At 40.8% G+C, this 21,100-nt stretch carries 16 protein-coding genes; 1 reads left to right on the top strand and 15 read right to left on the bottom strand.

The window, feature by feature from the left end; translation table 11 throughout:
* Positions 1 to 8: 8 nt before the first annotated feature.
* From NXG62_RS01585 to rpsO, 14 genes are all read right to left on the bottom strand, one after another.
* Positions 9 to 536 carry a sigma factor-like helix-turn-helix DNA-binding protein gene (locus NXG62_RS01585; RefSeq protein ID WP_427113301.1) on the bottom strand — a complete coding sequence of 176 codons (528 nt, stop codon included), beginning with the start codon at positions 534 to 536 and terminating at the stop codon, positions 9 to 11.
* A 366-nt stretch (positions 537 to 902) separates the two neighbouring features.
* Positions 903 to 2,489 (bottom strand): hypothetical protein, encoded by a 1,587-nt coding sequence (locus tag NXG62_RS01580; protein ID WP_427113300.1) that lies wholly within the window; start codon positions 2,487 to 2,489, stop codon positions 903 to 905.
* Positions 2,464 to 3,216, bottom strand: a complete 753-nt coding sequence (locus tag NXG62_RS01575; protein ID WP_427113299.1) for a M48 family metallopeptidase — start codon at positions 3,214 to 3,216, stop codon at positions 2,464 to 2,466. The genes NXG62_RS01580 and NXG62_RS01575 overlap by 26 nt, the downstream gene beginning before the upstream one ends.
* Positions 3,209 to 6,334 carry a type I restriction endonuclease subunit R gene (locus NXG62_RS01570; protein WP_427113298.1) on the bottom strand — a complete coding sequence of 1,042 codons (3,126 nt, stop codon included), beginning with the start codon at positions 6,332 to 6,334 and terminating at the stop codon, positions 3,209 to 3,211. Before NXG62_RS01570 ends, NXG62_RS01575 begins: the two co-directional genes overlap by 8 nt.
* A gap of 13 nt (positions 6,335 to 6,347) precedes the next feature.
* Positions 6,348 to 7,529, bottom strand: coding sequence for a restriction endonuclease subunit S (locus tag NXG62_RS01565; protein ID WP_349702116.1), 1,182 nt, complete (start codon positions 7,527 to 7,529; stop codon positions 6,348 to 6,350).
* Positions 7,523 to 10,213 (bottom strand): N-6 DNA methylase, encoded by a 2,691-nt coding sequence (locus NXG62_RS01560; RefSeq protein WP_427113297.1) that lies wholly within the window; start codon positions 10,211 to 10,213, stop codon positions 7,523 to 7,525. Before NXG62_RS01560 ends, NXG62_RS01565 begins: the two co-directional genes overlap by 7 nt.
* A gap of 36 nt (positions 10,214 to 10,249) precedes the next feature.
* The gene (locus NXG62_RS01555; RefSeq protein WP_047388351.1) at positions 10,250 to 10,462 is read right to left on the bottom strand and encodes a type II toxin-antitoxin system Phd/YefM family antitoxin; all 213 of its coding nucleotides are present in this window, start codon (positions 10,460 to 10,462) and stop codon (positions 10,250 to 10,252) included.
* A gap of 318 nt (positions 10,463 to 10,780) precedes the next feature.
* Entirely contained in the window at positions 10,781 to 12,166 is a 1,386-nt protein-coding gene (rlmD, locus tag NXG62_RS01550) for a 23S rRNA (uracil(1939)-C(5))-methyltransferase RlmD (protein ID WP_427113296.1), read from the bottom strand.
* Positions 12,167 to 12,179: 13 nt separating this feature from the next.
* Positions 12,180 to 13,487, bottom strand: coding sequence for a thymidine phosphorylase (locus NXG62_RS01545; protein WP_427113295.1), 1,308 nt, complete (start codon positions 13,485 to 13,487; stop codon positions 12,180 to 12,182).
* Between the two features lie 24 nt (positions 13,488 to 13,511).
* Entirely contained in the window at positions 13,512 to 14,687 is a 1,176-nt protein-coding gene (locus NXG62_RS01540; RefSeq protein WP_427113294.1) for a phosphopentomutase, read from the bottom strand.
* Between the two features lie 19 nt (positions 14,688 to 14,706).
* A complete protein-coding gene (locus NXG62_RS01535) occupies positions 14,707 to 15,255 on the bottom strand; it encodes an NUDIX hydrolase (protein ID WP_427113293.1) in 549 nt (182 codons plus the stop codon).
* A 12-nt stretch (positions 15,256 to 15,267) separates the two neighbouring features.
* Entirely contained in the window at positions 15,268 to 15,717 is a 450-nt protein-coding gene (dut, locus tag NXG62_RS01530) for a dUTP diphosphatase (protein WP_427113292.1), read from the bottom strand.
* 10 nt (positions 15,718 to 15,727) lie between these two features.
* Positions 15,728 to 17,905, bottom strand: a complete 2,178-nt coding sequence (locus NXG62_RS01525) for a polyribonucleotide nucleotidyltransferase (RefSeq protein ID WP_427113291.1) — start codon at positions 17,903 to 17,905, stop codon at positions 15,728 to 15,730.
* Positions 17,906 to 18,086: 181 nt separating this feature from the next.
* Positions 18,087 to 18,353, bottom strand: a complete 267-nt coding sequence (rpsO, locus tag NXG62_RS01520; RefSeq protein ID WP_091649210.1) for a 30S ribosomal protein S15 — start codon at positions 18,351 to 18,353, stop codon at positions 18,087 to 18,089.
* Positions 18,354 to 18,641: 288 nt separating this feature from the next.
* On the opposite strand from rpsO, the gene NXG62_RS01515 reads away from it, so the two are divergent.
* Positions 18,642 to 20,153, top strand: a complete 1,512-nt coding sequence (locus tag NXG62_RS01515; RefSeq protein WP_427113290.1) for a dihydrolipoyl dehydrogenase family protein — start codon at positions 18,642 to 18,644, stop codon at positions 20,151 to 20,153.
* Between the two features lie 59 nt (positions 20,154 to 20,212).
* On the opposite strand, the gene NXG62_RS01510 is transcribed toward NXG62_RS01515, so the two are convergent.
* Entirely contained in the window at positions 20,213 to 21,088 is an 876-nt protein-coding gene (locus tag NXG62_RS01510; protein WP_427113289.1) for a 5'-nucleotidase, lipoprotein e(P4) family, read from the bottom strand.
* Positions 21,089 to 21,100: the final 12 nt, after the last annotated feature.

Here is a 21,100-nt window from a genome sequence, read left to right as displayed (position 1 = left end):
GCAGAAGGTCAAATCTGACGATTTTTAAAAATACCTTGAAGTTTTTTCTCGGCTCGCTTTAATTTCTGAGTAATGTTGTTTTCGCTGACACCGATGGAACTGGCATATTCTCGAATCGACATGCCGTCAATACGTACTGCAATGAACATATCTGCCCAGTCCTGTTTTTTACCAAGAACCTTACGTATCCATTGGCAGACATCTTCATATTCATTTTGATAGGCTCGTTCGAGCTCATCTTTTCTAAAAACTCTATCATCGGCTACTTCTTTCATTAAAGGTTCTGAAGTATCACATTCCAGACCATCTGCATTTGGTTTGGCTATTGAATATCCCTTGTGCCTGTCAAATTTGTGCCAGTTATTGTATTCGGGCTTATTAAATATTTCATTAAAGGCATCTTGAATTAACCGTTCTTTGTCAGAGTTTGGAAGCTCATCACCTTCGAGCGATAAACTAATCCACATTTCCTCAGTTTCTTTTTCATTAAGTTCGATAATCTGAAATTTGTTGTCGTATCTTACTGATAATCTCATTAGATTCTCCTATCCCGTCCTGGAAGGCGGCGGAGAACTAATGAATCTTTGAAATAAATGACCAACAGAATTACTTCCTAAAATTACGTATAGGAAATAAAACGGAGGATCACAAATTTTCTAATAACCTGTTATTGGCTACCTTAGAATCATTTATGAATCCGCCGTCTTCTGCTGGCCAGCTTTAGACGCATATAATTTTTGTAAAGCTTGTACCTTACATTTATAAATATAATAGATTTCAAAATTTCACGACCAACTCGTTGAGTTGAGCTGAATTTGCCTATTTATCAGCCTTTTCTAATTTGGGCATAAAAAAAGAACCCCTTTCGGGGTCCTAAACCAACTCATCGAGTTATCAACTTTTTATTCTTTTATTTCACTACCTAATTCCTGAATACCACATTGCTCTAGAATACCATTGAAATCATCAAGCGAAAGCCCTGGCATAGTATCCATAATACGAATATATGTCTTATCGGGATCTTTATAATAATCTAGTTTATTATTTGATTTATCAAAAATATTTTGCGTAATCCTCGTGCATAACTGCATACCAACGCAGATGGCCATCAACACGCTCGTTGTCATGTTATTGGCTTTATCATTTTTTATTCTACCATGGTAATTTTTGTGGAGTCCTGTCTCTTCATTAAATTTATCAGGATAATTCCACTTTCTATTTTCCATCAAAAACCACAGACAATTACATAGTGTTTTGGTAGGATCACCAAGCAACTTAATGAGTTCAATTTCTTCATCCTCATTATAAGAAGCTAGCTGTTGAGAAAATGCTTGATATGTTTCTTCAGGCTCATTTAGTAAAGGGGATTGGTACTTAGGATGAAACGTAAGAAGTCTACTATCAATAGCTTCAACCTTCTTAAGTACCGCATACCCAAGCAAGTCTTTGTAAGTATTAGCGTATGATACAAAATTCTGTTCACGAATATTGATAACACATCTAGAAAGATTTTGCTTTGCCTTTGGTGTTAAAAAGAGTTTTCCATCCTTTTGTGTAACATATTGGCTGTCGGCAAGTACAAAATATCCGTCAGCGTATACAAAATGTCTTTCTGTTATCCAATTTTGTAGAGTTGAATCGGAATCTATTATCTTTACTGCTTCTACTGGTGTTAATTTAACAAAATCTTTATTACTATTGATTTCTTCATAGACATCATTGTAATCAGAGAACTCTGATATAGTATCCTCTAAACCAACTTCAATCAATCTATATTTTACTGATAGTCTTGATGTTATAAAGAAGCTGCTTAAATTCTCAATCAAGGTATCGCAAGAGTATATTATATTCTCACCAGATGCTTTATACTGCTCAATAAACTCTAACGCCTTCTTTTTAAAGCTGCTTTTGGGCATCAGTACTCTAGGTGCTAATCTGTGTGCTTGCCATTCCAACCATCGAACTTCATTTTCCTTTGTCTTCTTTCCTTCAGGCGGTGTAAAGAAAGTCTCAGATTGTCGGCATAAGATTGGATATAGTTTTTCAGATTCGTTTTTATTTTTAACCTCAAGAATTTGAAAATAAGTTTTATCTTTTTCCCAGTGGAGTGCTTCATGAATGAGCGTATTTCTTTTCGATCCTTCACCATATACAGCCTCAGACATGGGGTCAATCAATACTGTTCCAGCACTGAAGGAAGTTGATAAATATTTACCTGTTTCCCTATCATAAATATCCACATCTGCATCCAGAAGTAAACAACATCCAAAAATATCTAGGTCGCTTGATAAATGAACCTCTTGAACAGTAAGCCCCATATCCTTAAGAATGTCATCAACCGGAAGAGGCATCGGTTCAACCAATGCCTGTTTGCAGTATTTAGTCAGAAATTTTGTAGCATAATCATCAAGGCGATTCTTTCCAAGAATCAGAGCACCTGATTTTTTATTGACATCGAATATATCACTTGGAGTTATCTTCCTCTTCATAATCTACCTGTTCTCCTTTTTCAATATAATCCAAAGGCAACTCTGACAATAACTTTTTTGCCTCTTTCCAGGTAGGGTAGAACTCCTCCACAAGCGAATTGAATCTATGGCTGTGATTCTTTTCTAACAGGTGTACCAGTTCATGGATAACAACATATTCAAGACATTCTATTGGCTTCTTGGCTAGCTGTAGATTAATCCATATTCTTTTTTTGTCAATATTGCATGTACCCCACTTAGTTTTCATATTCTTAATTTTGTACTCATTAGCATGGAGGTTTGTTTTTGCTTCACACCTTGAAACAACGCCATCCAACACTCGTTTAAGTTCTTCTCTGTACCATTCATTAAATACCCTCTCCCTTGATTCTTTTGTTGATCTTTCGGGAGCAATCAATATTATCTTGTTTGGTAGTTTAGAAATCTCGTATTTGTTTCCTTCATAGACAACTTGTAGTCGATATGGCTTACCCCATAGGTAATGGGATTCTCCAGAAACATATTCTCTCTCTGTTTGACGTGCCTGCGATAGCATCCTGTCCCTTACTTTAGTGATTTCTGGCATTTTCTTTAATACAAAAAGCCTTATCTCTTCATCAGGATAATCACTAGGAGTACTAACTGTTATACTACCTTCTGGTGGATTTACCCTGATATATAGATTTTTAAGGTTTTTCTTTTTAATAATTTCAACTGGCATACCACCAATTACTTCTTCACTACACATCGTATTCTGCCTGCCTTTCAGTTATTTCGAAGACTGCAGCGGTCTCCGCCGTTGCTTCATCTTCGTCATAACCATATATCAATAGATTTTCATAAATAGCAAGCCTTATATTTTGTTGTTTCTGGAAATTCCTTTTCCAATCAGGACGTAATGCAGAAAGGATAGCACTGTCCAAATTTACAGCCAGATTTTCGTTCTTCGCAAAATAATCATAAAAGGCTCTTCTAGCCTCGCTATTCTTCACAGTATCAGGATAATCCAAGCTATCTTCTGGGTGTAAAATTGCTTGTGCCAACTCAACAACTTGTCGTAAATATTCCTCGTAACTCATAGCCTCTATTCGTCTCTGGTCGATTAGTACTTGGAGCATTTCTGATAACTTACCATAATAAACTTGGTTAGATGACATCTTCTTTACAATTTCATGCTGCAAGTTATTTTCGATGATTTCTGCTTTAGCATTTTCATTACCTGGAAGACCTTGTACCAGGGCCTCTATTGGTGTTGTTGAAGTGTTTTCAAGTAACAATTCCACCAACGACATATTCCCGAGTTCACTTACAACTGTAGAATCTTCTGCACGTATATAAGTATCAAGGACATATCGCATATCAGCCTCATATGGTTTTAAATCGATATAATCACAGCTTGCTAGTTTTACCATTTCTTTTATTTTGTTATAGCCTGAAATATCACTCCTCAGCCTGCTAACTTGCCCCTCTGAATAGCCATAATCACTCACAAGTTTATCACTGCAGTTAGCAAAAGAGCGTGTTAGCGAGGCTGTAAGAGTATATAAAATATCTCTGCGACCGGTGTTTTCATCATCTTCACTGTTTTCACCACAAAAATACTCAATATAATCCGTATCGTCTTTAGGATCGCTTACATTTTCTAATAGATCTTTCAGCGATGCAATTGCACCCACCATCTCAGATTTAGCTTCGTCATAGCGATTCTTTATAAGTCCCTCAACATCTTCCTTATCAAAGCTATCGAAAGCTTCAGCAGTATAATCAGCCACTGCAAGCTGAACATTACGAAACAAGTCCATATAATCTACGATATAGCCATAGTCCTTATCTTCGCCATCTGGTCTATTAACTCGGCAGATAGCCTGGAAAAGGTCATGATCCCTCATAGATTTATCAATATATAGATATGTCGCTGTTGGAGCATCAAATCCTGTTAAAAGTTTATCTACCACGATAAGAAGTTTCAACTTAGCAGGTTCTTTTTTGAACTGCTCTTTTACTTCCTTCTCAAATTCAGACAATTTTTTGCCCTTAAGCATACGCTCATAAATAGACTTCTTATATTCTTCTTCGCCCTCTTGACTTAAATCACTCGTAGCTGTCCTAACACTCGCGGTTGAAGGCTCAAAGGAAGTTACAACAGCACACTTGTTAAAGCCGTTGCTAGTAAAAATATCCCAGTATCTGCAAGCCTCATATATACTGTTGGCCACAAGCATGGCAGTACCACGCTCATTTTTTAGACGAGGTTTTAAGTTCATATCGAAAATGATATCGCTAGCTATTTTCTCAAGTCTTTGTTTTGAACTATATAATTTGTTGATTGAAGTCCAACTTTGTTTCAGCTGTATCTTTGCTCTATCTGTAAGACCTAAGGTTTTATTGTCAAACCATAAATCAACCTTGTCTTTACTAGATAAGTCTTGGTCAACATCTCTTGCTTCATAACGCAAATCAAGAACAACACCATCTTGAACACCTTCATCAAATTTATAAGTATGGATGTAAGGTCCAAAAGTCTCAAGACTCGTTACTTTATCTTTTTTGAGTAGTGGAGTACCTGTAAAACCAATAAGTGATGCTTCAGGCATCAGTACTTTTACAGCCTCATGCAATTTCCCTGAGTTAGTACGATGGCACTCATCAATAAAAGCTATAATATTTCCTTTTGATTTAAAGTCAGCTGGGAGGTCTTTTATCAATTCTTTACGATATTGATCCACGTCGGATTGTTTACCTGCATTATGTCCGTATTTATGAATCAAAGAGCAGATAATAGAATCATCATTTTTATTTAGAACCTCTCTTAAATCAGCACTGCTTTTTGTTCTTCGTACTTTTTCATTTACATCAATAAACAGGCTTTCAATTTGGTCATCAAGCTCATCTCGGTCGGTGATGATTACCACTCGGCTATCTGCTACATTCTCAATAACCCACTTAGTAAGCCATACCATAATTAGGGACTTTCCTGAACCTTGCGTATTCCAGATTATTCCACCTTCGCCTGCAAGAATTCTTTTCCTAGCAGCAATATTAGCAAAATACTGATTATGTCTTGCAATCTTTTTCACTCCAGCATCAAAAATAATAAAGTCGTGGATTAGTGAAAGAAACCTCTCTTTATGACAAAGAGAAATTACACCATCTCTTAGCTTATTTCTGTCCTTAGATTGAATACCTTTAATAGTCAAAGAAAGTTCGTCCGTAGCTTTAATATCTTCCTTCCAGTTCAGGTAATACTTCTCAGGAGTTTCGATTGTTCCATACTTCAGCCCTTCAGCTTCATTACCGGCAAAGAGAAACTGCGTAGTACTAAAGAAATTCTGAATATACTCTTTTTTTTGGTTTGTGAGATTCTGACGAATGCCCTCACCAATACTTACGCATGAACGCTTTAACTCAAATATGCCAAGAGCGATGCCGTTTATATACAGCACCACATCAGGGCGTTTTCTCTCTATTTGATTAAAGCAGAGAACACTTACTTCCTCAGCAGCATAAAAATCATTGTTCTCGACATTGTTCCAGTCGATATAATGAACTGTTTGACGATTTTTATTCTCGTCTTTAACACCTTGCTTGCCATAGCGAAGTAGGGAATAGACCTCTTTATTGATTTGGTAAAGGCTATCCACTTGATTGCTCGCTTTTGAAACAAGCTCAGTTACAGCTTTGGAAATCTGGTCTTTCGTATAACCTCGTTTTTCAAGATTCTTCTTCAGCAAATCTTCTCTAATAGGTTTGTTATTCTGATCCTCTAGATTTCCGAGATACGTATAACCTAGACCTCCTTCTTCCTCTTTATCTATTAACCAGTGAAGGACCTTGTTTTGCAATTTTCTTTCTAAATCAACAGACATAGCCTTTACCTCCTCATACTTTAAGGCGCACACGGCCTGTTAAGAGGTCGTCCATTGCACCTTCTTTAATTTGTATCATTTTTTCTTTTTCTGTTTCGAGAGATTCTATTTCTTCGTCCATTGCTGTCAGAACTTCGGCAATTGCTTGTTGTTCTTTTATTTCCCTCGGAAGTCGTATATTTATATTCTTTATTAGAGTTTTATTCAATCCACCACGTCCACCGTCACCTGATGAATGTTCTCTTAAATCAAGATACATATTTTCAATTAAGTAATATAAGAACTTAGGATTTGTTTTATCTGATGGGACTAATGCAGCTAGAGATTGGTTTAATGCCATTGGATAGGCTAGAAACGCTGCTGTTCCCCTGGTCTTTCCTTGTCCTGCTAGTGCAATTAATACCGAATCTTTTGGTGCTATTTTAGCGGATGAATTATTCAAACCAATTTCTGTAATGTTTCTGGTTGCTTTGGTAATTATTTTTTGATGAACTTCTGTAGAAGCAAGCCATGGAATTGTCCCGCCCCAGTATTTGTCTATCGTGGTTGAAGGAGTACCTCCTGTAATAATTGCACTTGTTGAACTTTCAATTGTTGATTCTATCCAATCACCGTCAAACCCGTCAACTCTTGTTCTCCCACTGATCAAATCATCCAAAGCACCTTCACGAATTGCTTTTTTCTTTTCAATTAGTTCAGACAGATTGTCTATATGCTCATCAAAATCTGATAATACTGAAGCTATAGCTTGTTGTTCTTTAGAAGAAAGAAGCGGGATTTTATACTCTTCAGTAACTGGTAATGAAATTTGTGAAAAAGAACTTCTTCCATCTCCAGCATTTCTAAAATAATCGACATTATGTTTCAGATAATAAAAAAGAAATTTTACTGCATATATATCAGATGACGTATAGCCCCACATCTCATTTTTAAATGTACAAGGGACATTGCAATATATAAAGTCTATTACCCCTCTTGATTGAACAATTACTACAGGATCACTAATAATATTTGCATTAGGCAAATCCGATACATTTGCTCTAATCTCTGTTGCTCCTCCGGCAAAAACTCTTATCGCTCCAGTAGCAGATTTTATTTTACTCATTCTTTCTGCAGTTATAGGAGTTCCTCTAACACGCTTATATATTTTTTTTATTTCGTTATACTCAATTGTATCTTTAGAATGAGTTACCATGTGTATCCCATCCTTTCTAATGCAGATTTAACCTTAGCCTTCGACTGAACTGTCTTTTCTTCAATCTCTCCTAAAGTGTGCTCATAGCGTTTGGCAATTAAGACAACCTTTGAGGCGAGACTATTCATCACCTGATCAATCGCATCAGTAATATCTTTTTCAAGCCTTGCCATCCACTTTTTGTCAAAGAGTAAATGCTTTACTTCATCAATCGTTAGTTCCCCGTATTTAGCAAGTACTAGATCATCCAGTTCTTTTTGAGAATCTTTAATCGCTTTATCAGCTTCTTCTTTTTCAGTTAACTTAGCTTGGTAAGAAAGAAGAGCATTATATTCTTCAACATATGTTTCTGGCATTATTGCATTGTCATTTGCTTCTTTTAATGCATTTCTTAACTTAGCCTTTCCAAATGAACCGTTCTTATTTCTAAGCTCATATGTCTTCAGCTCAATATTTGCTTTGACAATTTTCTCCATCTCCGAAGTACTGCCTGCATCAAATAATTCAATAAGCTTTGTAATGTCATCTATTACTTCAGAAGTCTTTTTACTTTCAAGTTCTTTTATTTGTTTATTCAGATTTGCTTTAGGTATACCGTCACCTTTTTCATTCAAAGCATTTATAAGCAAACCTTCGTCACCTGATTCTTCTTCTCTCATTTCATCCAGTTCAGATTCAAGCAATGCAGATTTTTCGATTAGCTCATTAAGAGCCATTAACTCAGTTTCAAAATACTCCTGTTCAATAATGTCTCTCGAAATTAAAGCACCTTCAAAAGACTTCATTTTTGAAGTATCATCGACTTTTATTTCTTCTCCATTTTCATCTTTAGCTTTCTTTTGAGCGTATACATATTCAATCTCACGTCCCGCATCATATCCGCTCGCTTTTATTACATATACATCATCTTGCATTTTCTCATTCCAATAGTTAAGCAAGAAGTCGTAAACATCGTAATTGTCTAGAAGTTTTGCCGATTCAAAATCTCTCAAAATTTCAATACCCAAGCTTCGAATTAATTCTTTTGGATTTGTATCTGTATTAATATTGAATAATGAATCTTTTACTTTATTTTTCCACGTCTCGAATAGAGAACCGTATTCAGTCTCCTTTTCAACCTTTATATTTTCATCTTCAGAAATGACTGTTTCAATTTCATTTGGTTTTATAGCAAGATTATAGATATTATGTTCTTCATCAACACAAGTGAATATCTCTTGTCTTAACTGTGGCGATATTTTCCAGAGTCTCTCTAAAGAGTTAATATCGACTTCTGGAATACCACCCTTAAGATGAGATGCAATGTTTTGAGGTAATGTGCCATCTATTTTTTGGATATAACGAGGCACATTAAGGTTTCCTTCGTTCTCTTCTAAAATCTCTTTATACGTAATAAAGCGAGAGTACCCCTCAACCTTTTCTTGGTGAATAAAGGTTTGTACAATTTTCTCAATATCCTGTTCACGTAGGCGGTTCTTATTTCCGTCTTTCTTAAACCCAGCGCTCGCATCGATCATAAAGATACCTTCACGCTTATCAGCGTTTTCTTTATCGATTATGATAATACTGGCAGGAATTCCTGTGCCATAAAATAAGTTTGTAGGCAATCCAACAATACCTTTTATATATTTCTTATCAAGTACCGCTTTTCTAATAGTCTTTTCTGCATTAGGTCTAGATAGTACACCGTGTGGCAGAATAATCCCCGCCTTGCCATTGCTTTCCAACGCTTTTAGAACATGTAGAAACCAAGCATAGTCACCATTCTTTTCTGGTGGAATGCCATAACCATCAAACCTCTTGTATTTATCTTCAGATGGTTTAATTCCATCAGTCCAGTCTTTATCAGAAAATGGTGGGTTCATGACAATAAAATCAAATTTTCTAAGTCCACCAAAATCATCAGTATATTGTGGATTTGCTAATGTATTCCCACTTTTGATTTCTCCTGTACCTTTGTTATGTAGGATGAAGTTCATCTTTGCTAAACCAGCAGTATCAGGATATTTTTCTTGTCCAAATATTGTAACTATGGAATCACCATTATCATCAGTTGGTGCTTCATCTGCTGAACGAATAAGTAATGATCCACTCCCCGCCGCAGGATCATGAAGAGTCCATTTCTTTCCTGTCTCTTGTTTAATATCGCCAATGCCAATAAGCTTAGCAATAATACGTGACACTTCACTAGGTGTATAAAACTGTCCCTTACTCTTACCAGACTCTTGAGCAAATTTCATCATAAAGTATTCATATGCATCCCCAATGATGTCATCGCCACTAGCTCTGTTGCTTTTAAAGTCGATCGCAGGATTTTGGAAAATAGCAATAAGACCAGAAACTTTATCAACTAGTTCTTTACCAGAACCTAGTTCATCCGGATTATTAAAGCTTACATCAGGAAGCGCACCTGCTAGCTTATTATCTTCTAGAAACTTTTGAAGAATTACATCAACTCTTTCGCCAACATCTGGTTTACCTTTTGCAGCAATCAAGTCGTCAAATGAGGCACCTTCATTTACTGTAAATTCAGCAAAACGTTGCCCTTTATATCTGTCTGATACATACTTGAAGAATAACAATACAAGCACATAATCTTTATACCTTGAAGGTTCTACCCCACCTCTTAATTTATTACAAGCATCCCATAATAGGGAATACAATTCTGATTTTTTCACGGCCATTCATTTAACCTCTCTCATCTCTTAATTGTTTTATATTTAGTATTCAGTTATATCTATTCCTGCTTTTAATAACCTTTCGTATCTCTCGTGAGAAATAAGCACTGCTACAGGCTTTCCGTTTTTCAAAACAAAAGCAGTTTTATCTTCATCTGATAAACCTGTGATCAATTTCGAGGATTGTCCTCTAAGAAAATCTGACATATTATAAAACTCCATTGGTTGCTTTTGGGCTTTATCTTCCTTATCCATACCTAAATCCACCTTTTCTTTTTATCATAACATTTTACAACTCTTATTTCAACCTTTATATGCACTTTAAAAGTAATTACTTTATAAGTGCATTTCAATCTTGTTTGTCCATTCAAGCCAATAGCCATCTTGTCAACTCACCACATTTTTGCCAGCAATCTTATCAACTCACCAAGCCTATATTCAAATTCGTAAATCCGGTGAGTAATCCATCACTCTTGGATATCTTCCCTAAAGCAAAAATCCGTGATTATCCTTCCGGCTTAGAACCAGATCTCAAATCACGGAAAGCCTTTATTTACTTATCTTATTACACGCTTACTTATCCACCCGTGACATCAATACTACCGTCTCCACATGGTGCGTTCTACTAAACAGGTCTACGGGCTGCGCTTTTACTGCGGTGTAGCCGTGTTGTGTCAGGTATTCCAGATCTCGTGCGAGGGTTGCCGGATTACAGGATACATAGACGACCCGTTTTGGTTTTACTCTTGCAATAGCTGCTAATACTTTTTCTTCACAGCCTGCTCTGGGCGGGTCGAGGATAATGACGTCGGGATGGATGCCGCTGCCGATGAGTTCCGGCAGTTTATAGGCGGCATCTCCCAGAATGAATTCGGTATTGTGTATTTTGTTTTCCCTGGCATTTTTTATGGCATCGTGAATCGCCGAAGCTACGATTTCTATCCCATATACTTGTTTTGCCCGCTGGGCTAAAAACAGCGTGATCGTACCGGTACCACAGTAGACATCGGCTACGGTTTCATTTCCTGAGAGGTCGGCAAATTCCAAGGCTGTTTCATATAGTTTTTGTGCTTGTTCACTGTTCACCTGGAAGAAAGACTGCGCAGAAATGTTGAATTTCAGGGTTCCAATGGAATCATGAATTGTTTCGCTGCCATAGATTTTCTTTGTTTTTTCTCCCAATATGACATTCGTATGACGTTTATTAATATTTTGTATGACACTGGCAAGTCCCGGAATGGCAGTTTTCAGCATGCGTACCAATTCCTTCATATGCGGTACCATATCGCCTGCTGTCACGAGGCATACCATGACTTCTCCCGTATGTACGCCGACACGGCCCATAATGTGACGGACAATACCCGTTTCCTTGTCTTCATTATAGGCAGGAATTTTATATTGTTTCATCCATTCCCGCACTACTGCGACAATTTGATTGTTTTGTTTTTTTTGTATGGCACAGTTTTCCACATTGATGACCCGATGTGTCGAAGCAGCAAAACATCCTATATCTAACTTTCCTTTTGCTTTGGAGGATACGGGAAATTGCATTTTATTGCGATATGCCCATGGGTCTGCCGCACCCAACGTCGGCAGTACCGTTAGATTCTTCAGGTGTCCGATCCGTTCCAATGCATCCTTGACCTGCCGCTGTTTTTCTATCAGTTCTGCCGAATAGCTCAGATGCTGGAGCTGGCAGCCCCCGCAGCGATTATAGACAGGACACAACGGTTTAACGCGGTCTTTGGCTGGTTCAAGAATCTTGAGCAGCGTTCCTGTGGCATATTGCTTTTTTACAAATTCGATCCGTACTTCCACCGTCTCCTTCGGCAGAGCAAACGGAACAAAAACTGTAAAATCTTCATATCTTCCAATGCCTTCGCCATTAGAGCCAAGGCTTTTTATTTCTATTGTATAGGTTTTCCCTTTTTCTACGGGAACTTGACGATTCATTTTCATACATATATCCTCATTACTCTGTAATTATTTCACTTACAACGGGTTTCTGATCCCTGCAAGGTGTTGCTTCTACAATAATCTGGTCCGCACATTGCTGTGCCAGCGTCTGCATATCGGCACGTGCATTGCCGTACAAGGTAAACAAGACTTCTCCGGCGTGTATTTCATCATATACTTCTTTGAACAGCCGGATACCTACTACGGGATTCACGGTGTCCTCCTTGCGGGAACGGCCGGCTCCCATGGTCATCGCGACAGCACCCAGTGCCCGGCCATGGATAGCCGTAATATATCCGCTTTCCGTGGAGACTGCCGTAAATACCTTCGGTGCTTTTGTCAGTGGACGTTTCCCGATCCAGGATACGCTTCCATGCTGCGCTTCTACAAACTGCTTGAATTTTGCAAGCCCGGCGCCGGAGGCTACCGACTGCTGTATGCGTTTACGTCCTTCTGCTTCTGTTTTAGCTTTTTGTCCCATAACGAGCATCTGCGCACCAATCGCTTCCACTACTGCCATAAGCCGCTTGCCGCCATGTCCGGACAAGGCTTCTACTGCTTCATCTACTTCAAGACTGTTGCCGATGGCAGTTCCCAGCGGAGCTTCCATCGAGGTAATCACCGCGGTCGTAGGCCGATGTGCCAGTTTTCCTATCTGTACCATCGTATGAGCCAGTTTCCGCGCCTCTTCACAGGTCTTCATGAATGCGCCATCGCCATATTTGACATCAAGAACGATAGCATCCGCTCCTGATGCTATTTTTTTACTCATTATGGAACTGGCAATAAGGGGAATACTCGCAACGGTACCTGTTGCATCACGCAATGCATACAAAAGTTTATCGGCCGGTGCTATTTTTGCAGATTGACCGATAATGGAAATACCGATCCGTCGAACCTGTTCCAGAAATTCTGTTTGTGTCAGTTCCGTGCGAAATCCGGGAATCGATTCCAGTTTATCGATCGTACCTCCCGTAAAGCCCAGACCGCGTCCGCTCATTTTAGCTACGGGTACACCCGCTGCCGCAACCAAAGGTGCCACAATAAGGGTTGTCGTATCCGCAATGCCTCCGGTACTATGTTTATCTACCTTGATTCCGGAAACAGAGGACAAGTCCACTACATCCCCGGAATGAGCCATCGCTTTCGTAAGCTCAGTCGTTTCTTCGGCTGTCATTCCGTTAAGATATACCGCCATCAGCCACGCGGCTGCTTGATAATCTGTGATTTTCCCCTGTGTATAGTCATGAATAAAGCGGTCGATTTCTGACGCTGTCAGTACGAATCCATCTCGTTTATGTTCAATACAATCAATAGGCCACACCGTATTCACCTCACTATGAAACAATTATTTCAGATGCTGCAGGAAACTTGTCCCGAAGGTTAATTTTTGCAATTTGAAATTTTCCATGATTGTTTGTCCCAAATCCGCATACGTAGTACGCACTCCCAGGTCTGTTGTCTCCTGTAACGCCGGACTGTATACGAGCAGCGGCACTTGTTCTCTTGTATGGTCCGTTCCCGTCCACGTAGGATCATTTCCATGATCTGCTGTAATCAATAGGATATCGTCCTCATTCAGCTGAGGCAATAAAGTACCTAATGCCTGGTCAAATTCTTCAATACACCGGCCGTAGCCTGCCGGATTGCGGCGATGTCCGTACATACTGTCAAAATCCACTAAGTTTACCATAATGATTCCTGTATCCCTACGGTGCCCATGCAGCTGCTGACTCAAAACCTGCATTCCTTCCTTGTTGTCAGCCGTATGATACGATTCCGTAAGTCCTATATGGGCATAAATATCACCGATTTTCCCAATACCGACGGTCATAAGGCCAGCTTCGGAGGTATAGGAAAATACCATCTTCCGTTCAGGCATACGACTGTAATCGCGCCGGTCTCCCGTCCGAATAAAATTTCCCTGCACGCCAATAAAAGGCCGTGCAATAATTCGTCCGCACTCATACGGACCTACACACACCTGGCTGCGAGTAATTTCACAAATACGGTAGAGTTCCTCCAACGGTATGACATCCGTGTGTGCCGCTATTTGGAATACACTATCCGCGGATGTGTACACGATGGGGGCCTTGGTACGGAAATGTTCCGGTCCCAGCCGTTCAATAATTTCTGTTCCTGATGCTATTTCATTCCCGATATAAGAATATCCGGTCTTTTCCGTAAAGGTCTGCAGCAAATCCGCAGGAAATGCATGATAAAAAACGGGGAATGGTCTTTCGACCGGATTCCCCATCATTTCCCAATGACCACTGGTCGTATCCTTACCGGCAGAGATTTCCCTCATTACGCCGTAAGAACCGGCCACATGGTCCGTATGCTGCTGTAATTTCACTATATTTCCCAGACCCAGGCGAAGCAGATTCGGTATATGCATTCCTTCTACGGCTGCATCGATATGTTCCAACGTATTCGCGCCTTCGTCACCGAAGGCTGCCGCATCCGGAGCATGACCTGCTCCCACACTGTCCATAACAATAACAATCATCCGTTTGAAGTTCATCAGAATCGCCTCCTGAAAATTATACTCCCCGCAGATAGGGCCGAGCTTTGGCAAAACAGGCAATCGTTTTAGCATCCATGATACCGCCGTCAAGAATAAGCTGTTCCATTTCTTTTGGCGTATACCGTTCCAGATTTATAAACTCATCCTCATCGAGATGCTGTTTGCTTTGCTTTAATTGCCTTGCCAAATATAAATAAATCTTTTCATCACAAAACCCCGGTGATGTATATACAAACCCCAAAGAAATCAGTTCACCGCATGTAACGCCGGCCTCTTCTTCCAATTCACGGGACGCACAAATATCAGGATTTTCACCATCCATTTCGATTTTCCCGGCCGGAACTTCAAGCATCGGCTGTGAAGCCGCATACCGATACTGTCGGACAAGGATGATTCTGCCATCATCGGTAAGCGGCAGGATAGCGCTGGCCCCATGATGCCAGACCGCTTCCCGCGTAGAGGTAATATCACTGTCGTTGATTCGGACCGTATCCACAGTTACATGAAGGACACGGCCAGTCATAATTTCTTTGCGGTCAATCATTTTTTCAACACTGATACTCATGCTATTTGCTCCTTACCGCAACCCAGTACTGCCAAAACCGCCAATACGGCTGCCTTGTGCCTGATCATCGCACGTAATCAAATATTTTACAAATATTCCCTGTCCAATACGTTCGCCTTTTGTGATAGAAAAGGGTTTAGACTGAGTATTGTAATAGGCGATCATAATATGGCCTTCATTATCGGGATTATTGTAATAGTCGCTGTCGATGACACCCACGCTGTTGACAAGCATCAGTCCGTTCTTAATGGAAATACCCGAACGGATATGAATTGCCAAATATTCATCGGCTTCCATGTAGGCTTTCAATCCTGTCGGTACAATAGTTACGGCCTGCGGAGCAAGGACTGTATCTTCCGCTGCTTCTATATCGTAGCCCGCACTTGTCGCTGTCTTGCGGACAGGCAGATGAATATGCTTTCCGACATACGCCGTTACAATTTCAAATCCTCTTTCTTCCATATTTCACACCTTACTTCCTGTCACGGTGTTCCCGATTACCGCGGGGACTATGATTATTGCGGGGACCGCGGTCGCGATCACGGTGAAAAGAAGAAGTATCTTCATTTTCGCATCCCGGCAGCAACGCCTTGCGGGATAGATTGATACGACCTTGACTGTCGATTTCCACACATTTTACCATGATTTCATCGCCGATATTTACTACATCTTCGACTTTTTCCACCCGTTCTTTGGCAAGCTGAGAGATGTGGACTAACCCTTCTTTCCCCGGCAGTACCTCCACGAAAGCGCCAAAGGCCATGATTCGAGTTACTTTTCCTACATATGTTTTGCCGACTTCGACATCCTTGGTCAGACGTTCCACCCAATCCTGTGCCTTTAAACCGCCTTCTGCATCGACTGATGCGATATATATAACACCCGTATCATCAATGTCAATCTTAGCGCCTGTTTCTTCTGTGATCTTTTTAATGATTTTGCCGCCAGGTCCAATAACATCGCGGATTTTATCCGGATCAATATGCATGGTGATAATACGCGGTGCATACGGCGACATTTCTTTTCTTGATTCCGGAATCGCTTCAAGCATCTTGCCCATAATAAAGATACGACCTTCATGAGCCTGTTTCAATGCCTGCTGCAGTATTTCACGGCTGAGACCTTTGATTTTGATATCCATCTGAATAGCGGTAACGCCCTTCATGGTCCCCGCTACTTTAAAGTCCATATCGCCCAGTGCATCTTCCATTCCTTGAATATCCGTCAGGATAGTAAAATCATTTCCCTTGGTAACGAGCCCCATGGCCACACCGGCAACGGGAGCCTGAATAGGAACTCCTGCATCCATCAGCGCCAAGGTACTGCCGCATACACTACCCATGGAACTGGAGCCATTCGATTCAAGAACTTCCGATACAACGCGGACAGCATACGGAAATTCTTCTTCCGTCGGCATAACCTGTGCCAGTGCCCGTTCGGCTAATTTGCCGTGACCGATTTCCCGACGCCCCGGTCCACGGGAGGACTTAGTTTCCCCCACGCAGAACGACGGGAAATTATAATGATGCATATAACGGCGTTCTGTTTCCGTACCTACCCCATCGATATGCTGTGCTTCGGACAGCGGTGCCATCGTAGCAATACTCAATACCTGAGTCTGTCCACGTGTAAATAATCCCGTACCATGAGTCCGTTTGAAAAGGCCCACTTCACAGCTGACAGGACGAACTTCATCCACACGTCGTCCATCGGGACGAATCTTATCTACGGCGATCATGTGGCGAACAATTTCCTTAATCATTTTCTGAGTAACTTCAGCAATATCCTTTTCATTATCCGGATAGATATCTGCAAAATGTTCATAAATATCAGCTTCTACGGCATTCATTTTTTCTTCACGAGCCATTTTATCCGCATCGCAGATAGCTTCCTTCATAGCAATTTCACCATACGCATGGACAGCTTCTACAATATCTGCATCCGGTTCCGCTTCTACGAATTCCTGTTTAGGAACGCTGATTTCATCAAGAAAACTATTTTGGAATTCAACAACCTTTTTTATTTCTTCATGGGCAAACATGATGGCATCCAGAATATCTGCTTCCGGAACTTGTTTGGCTCCCCCTTCTACCATGAGGATAGCATCCTTCGTACCGGCTACCACAATATCCATATCACTGACTTCGCTCTGTGCCACTGTCGGATTGGCCACAAACTGACCGTCCACACGGCCGACACGAACGCCGGCAATCGGACCCGCCCAAGGCAGATGGGACATAGCCAACGATACGGAAGCTCCGATCATGGCTGCTACTTCCGGCGCATTGTCCGGGTCTACACACATATCATAGGCAACCACATGGACATCATGACGATATGTCTTGGGGAACAGCGGGCGAATCGGGCGGTCTATAAGGCGGGCAAATAACGTAGCCGATTCAGGCGGTTTCCCTTCTCGTTTAATAAAGCCGCCGGGAATTTTCCCTACGGAATACATTTTTTCTTCATAATCAACGGTTAACGGGAAAAAATCCGCATCCGGTCTTGCTTCCTTTGAACCAGTAGCTGTAACAAGTACTGCTGTATCGCCATATCGTACCAAAGCAGCACCGCTGGCCTGTTTTGCCAACTTCCCCGTTTCAATAATCAGCGGGCGGCCGGCGAAATCCATTTGGAATACTTTTTCCATTCCAATTCCTCCTCTAATCCATTCAAAATTTTAATCTTAACATTATAATTTTACCATTAAATAAGTTTATATGAAAGTAAATTATAGGCCTTTTATCTTTTCTCCGGTAATAAAATAATTCTTTATCAACAAAATCAGCGAAAAAGGCCGATGCATATGCATCGGCCTTAAATGGGCAAGATTATTTACGCAAGTTCAGTTTTTCGATAATTGCGCGATACCGGTTTAAATCATGCTTTTTCAAGTATTCCAACAGGTTGCGGCGCTGACCTACGAGTTTCAACAAACCGCGGCGAGACGCATGATCCTTTTTGTGACTGCGAAGATGTTCCGTTAAATAGATAATGCGACTGGTCAAAAGAGCTACCTGCACTTCCGGAGATCCCGTATCATTTTCATTTGCGCCATATTTGGCAATAAGTTCTTTCTTTTCTTCTACATTTAACATAGTTGTTTCCTCCAATAAACTAATATTCGCAAAATGCTAAGTGAGCGTCGGAGTCTTCGACACACCTGGCACCCGTACGACATATGTATTATACACTATCCCTCTGCTGATGTAAAGCATTTAGAGCCGACAGCTTTCTACCTGCATATGTAATTCACTTTATATGTCGAAAAGACCGTACTAACCGTTTCTGTCCCTTGCTAAAAGAGTATAATAAATCGCTATGGATGCCTTGTAAAATATCCATCCATTAAGGTATACTAAAATTGTATAGAAAGGAGAATCACTATGGAAAATTATGATGTCATCATCATCGGCACAGGGGCTGCCAACATCGTCGCTGATGCTGCCGCCCGCCAAGGCTTAAAAATCGCGATCATTGAAAGAGGACGATTCGGCGGTACCTGTCTCAACCGCGGCTGTATCCCCACAAAAATCATGGTAACAGCGGCTAATTATATACGAGAATTTCGCGAAGCTTCTCAAATCGGCGTTCTTTCTGATCATGTCCGTATGGACTGGCAGGTTGTTTCCAAACGTTTATGGCACAAAGTAGACGAAAGTCGTGCCGTCAAAGAGTATTATGCAGCTATGCCTGCCATCGATATTTATGAAGGAACTGCTTCTTTTACCGATAAAAAGTCTCTCCATATTGAAATGAATGATGGTTCAGCGGCTGAAATCAGCGGCAGCAAAATCATTCTCGGTACTGGTGCCCGCACCAACATCCCGGTTCTTCCCGGTTTGGAGGAAGCAGGTTATGTTACATCCGAATCCTTATTCGGTGCCAAGTATCCGCAACAACCTTATAAAAGTCTTATCATCGTGGGGGGCGGTCCTATCGGCTGTGAATTTGCCCATGTATTTGATGCTGCCGGAACAAAAGTAACTATTGTGCAGCACAATGTCCGTCTGCTGCCAAAAGAAGATGAAGCTATCTCGCAATATATTCTGGATGCTTTTCACCGGTATGGCATTCAAGTCTTTCTCAATCAAGATACAGTGTCTGTACATATGGAAAAAGATAAAAAAGTTCTTTCCTTCCGCAATCGTACTACCGGAGAAGAACAAGAAGTATCGGCTCAGGAAATTCTTATTGCTCCCGGCATTGTGCCTATGACCGATCTGCTTCATCTGGAACACACGGACATCTCGCTGGATAAGCGCGGATATATAAACACCAATGAATTTCTTGAAACAAGTGCCGAAGATATCTGGGCACTCGGCGATGTAAACGGTCTGGCACCCTTCCGTCACAAAGCCAATTACGAAGCAGAAATTATTGCACACAATATTTTTTCAGGAAACGAACCGGATACATGGCGCTGGGCTCAGTATGAAACGGTTCCGGCTGTAACTTATACCTATCCGGAAGCTGCTCATGTAGGACTGACGGAAAAACAGGCACGTAATGCAAACTATGAAATCGATATTGCCGTCAATCATTTTTCAGCTTCCGCCAAAGGGTATGCTCTGGGTTACGAACCAGGTGACGCCAACGATGGCTTCGTAAAACTTGTGATCGACAAAAAAACAAAAAACATATTAGGAGTTCACATCATCGGACCGCAAGCCTCTATACTCCTCCAGCCCTTCATCAATCTTCTCAGCTGCGGACAGCGTACTGTGGAAGTGCTCCATGAGGAAATCGCTTCCCCTACCGTAAAAATGCTGCGTCATAAAAAATTAACAAGAAATCTAGATCCTCATTCGGTTATAACGATAGGAGAATCTATGACGCCCCACCCTTCTCTTTCAGAAGTTACTATGTGGACGCGGTATTATTACGAAGGAAAATAATACTATAACAACATAAAAAAACAGGCCTTTTTACGAGGCCTGTTTTTTTATGCTGCAGATTAATTCATAGTTACTTTTTTAAGCAGAATAGAACGATTTACCTGTTCCCGTTCCTGCGGTGTCAGAGAAAAATACCCTTTAGCCATAGCACCGACCCAGCTACCGTAAGCCGGATTAGGAAATACGATATATTTTATGCCAAAATCAGCCTGATGTTCATCAATGATCTTATTGCGCTGCACCATAGATGTACCATCGGTATACAACGGTAAATCACCGGCATTATCTCCCATATAGACAATCACATCATACTTAGCCGCTACCGAATCAAATCGCGGTTGTTTATCTGTTGTATTCGTCATTAACAGTACATGTTCTCTATCTACCGAGGGAAAATTCAATCCTTTCAAATTTTTCACAGTTGCCGCATAATTGATATGGGCAAATCGATTCGATACATAAAAGATAGAAACGCCCTTCCGATGTACTTCATTAAGAAATTTTGCCGCTCCCGGCATAGCCCCGGAACGCGCCTCATGAATCCAGTCCCGCCACCAAGCGCTGGTATACAAACCATTCCCAGCAGCGGCACTTTCACTCATGCCGCCAATATTATCCACCACGGTTTCATCACAATCAAGGACGATCGCCAACGGTTTTCCTTTGCGGGCGGGATCGGCCAATGCAGTATCCACCTGCGCCATAGCTGTATTATAGCCTTGATAGCAAAGCGCTCTGTACTCCGCTGCCGAACGCATCCAAAGAAGGCTCATCATTTCTTCTTTGGCAAGCTCCTGCTGTGTTGCCTGTATTTCTGTTTGTTGACCCACTTTGACCGATTCCGAAGATGCCGCAGGGGTTGCCAGAACCGTACCGGAAACAGTCATGATAAAACAAACCGTCGCAACCATTGTCATTTTTTTACTATAAAACATATTGTTTCACTT

Origin of the sequence: Megasphaera sueciensis, assembly GCF_050219315.1 — a bacterium.
GTDB lineage: Bacteria > Bacillota > Negativicutes > Veillonellales > Megasphaeraceae > Megasphaera_A > Megasphaera_A sueciensis.
Note: the sequence above shows the minus strand (reverse complement) of the source record. Positions and strands in the feature narration are given on the sequence as shown.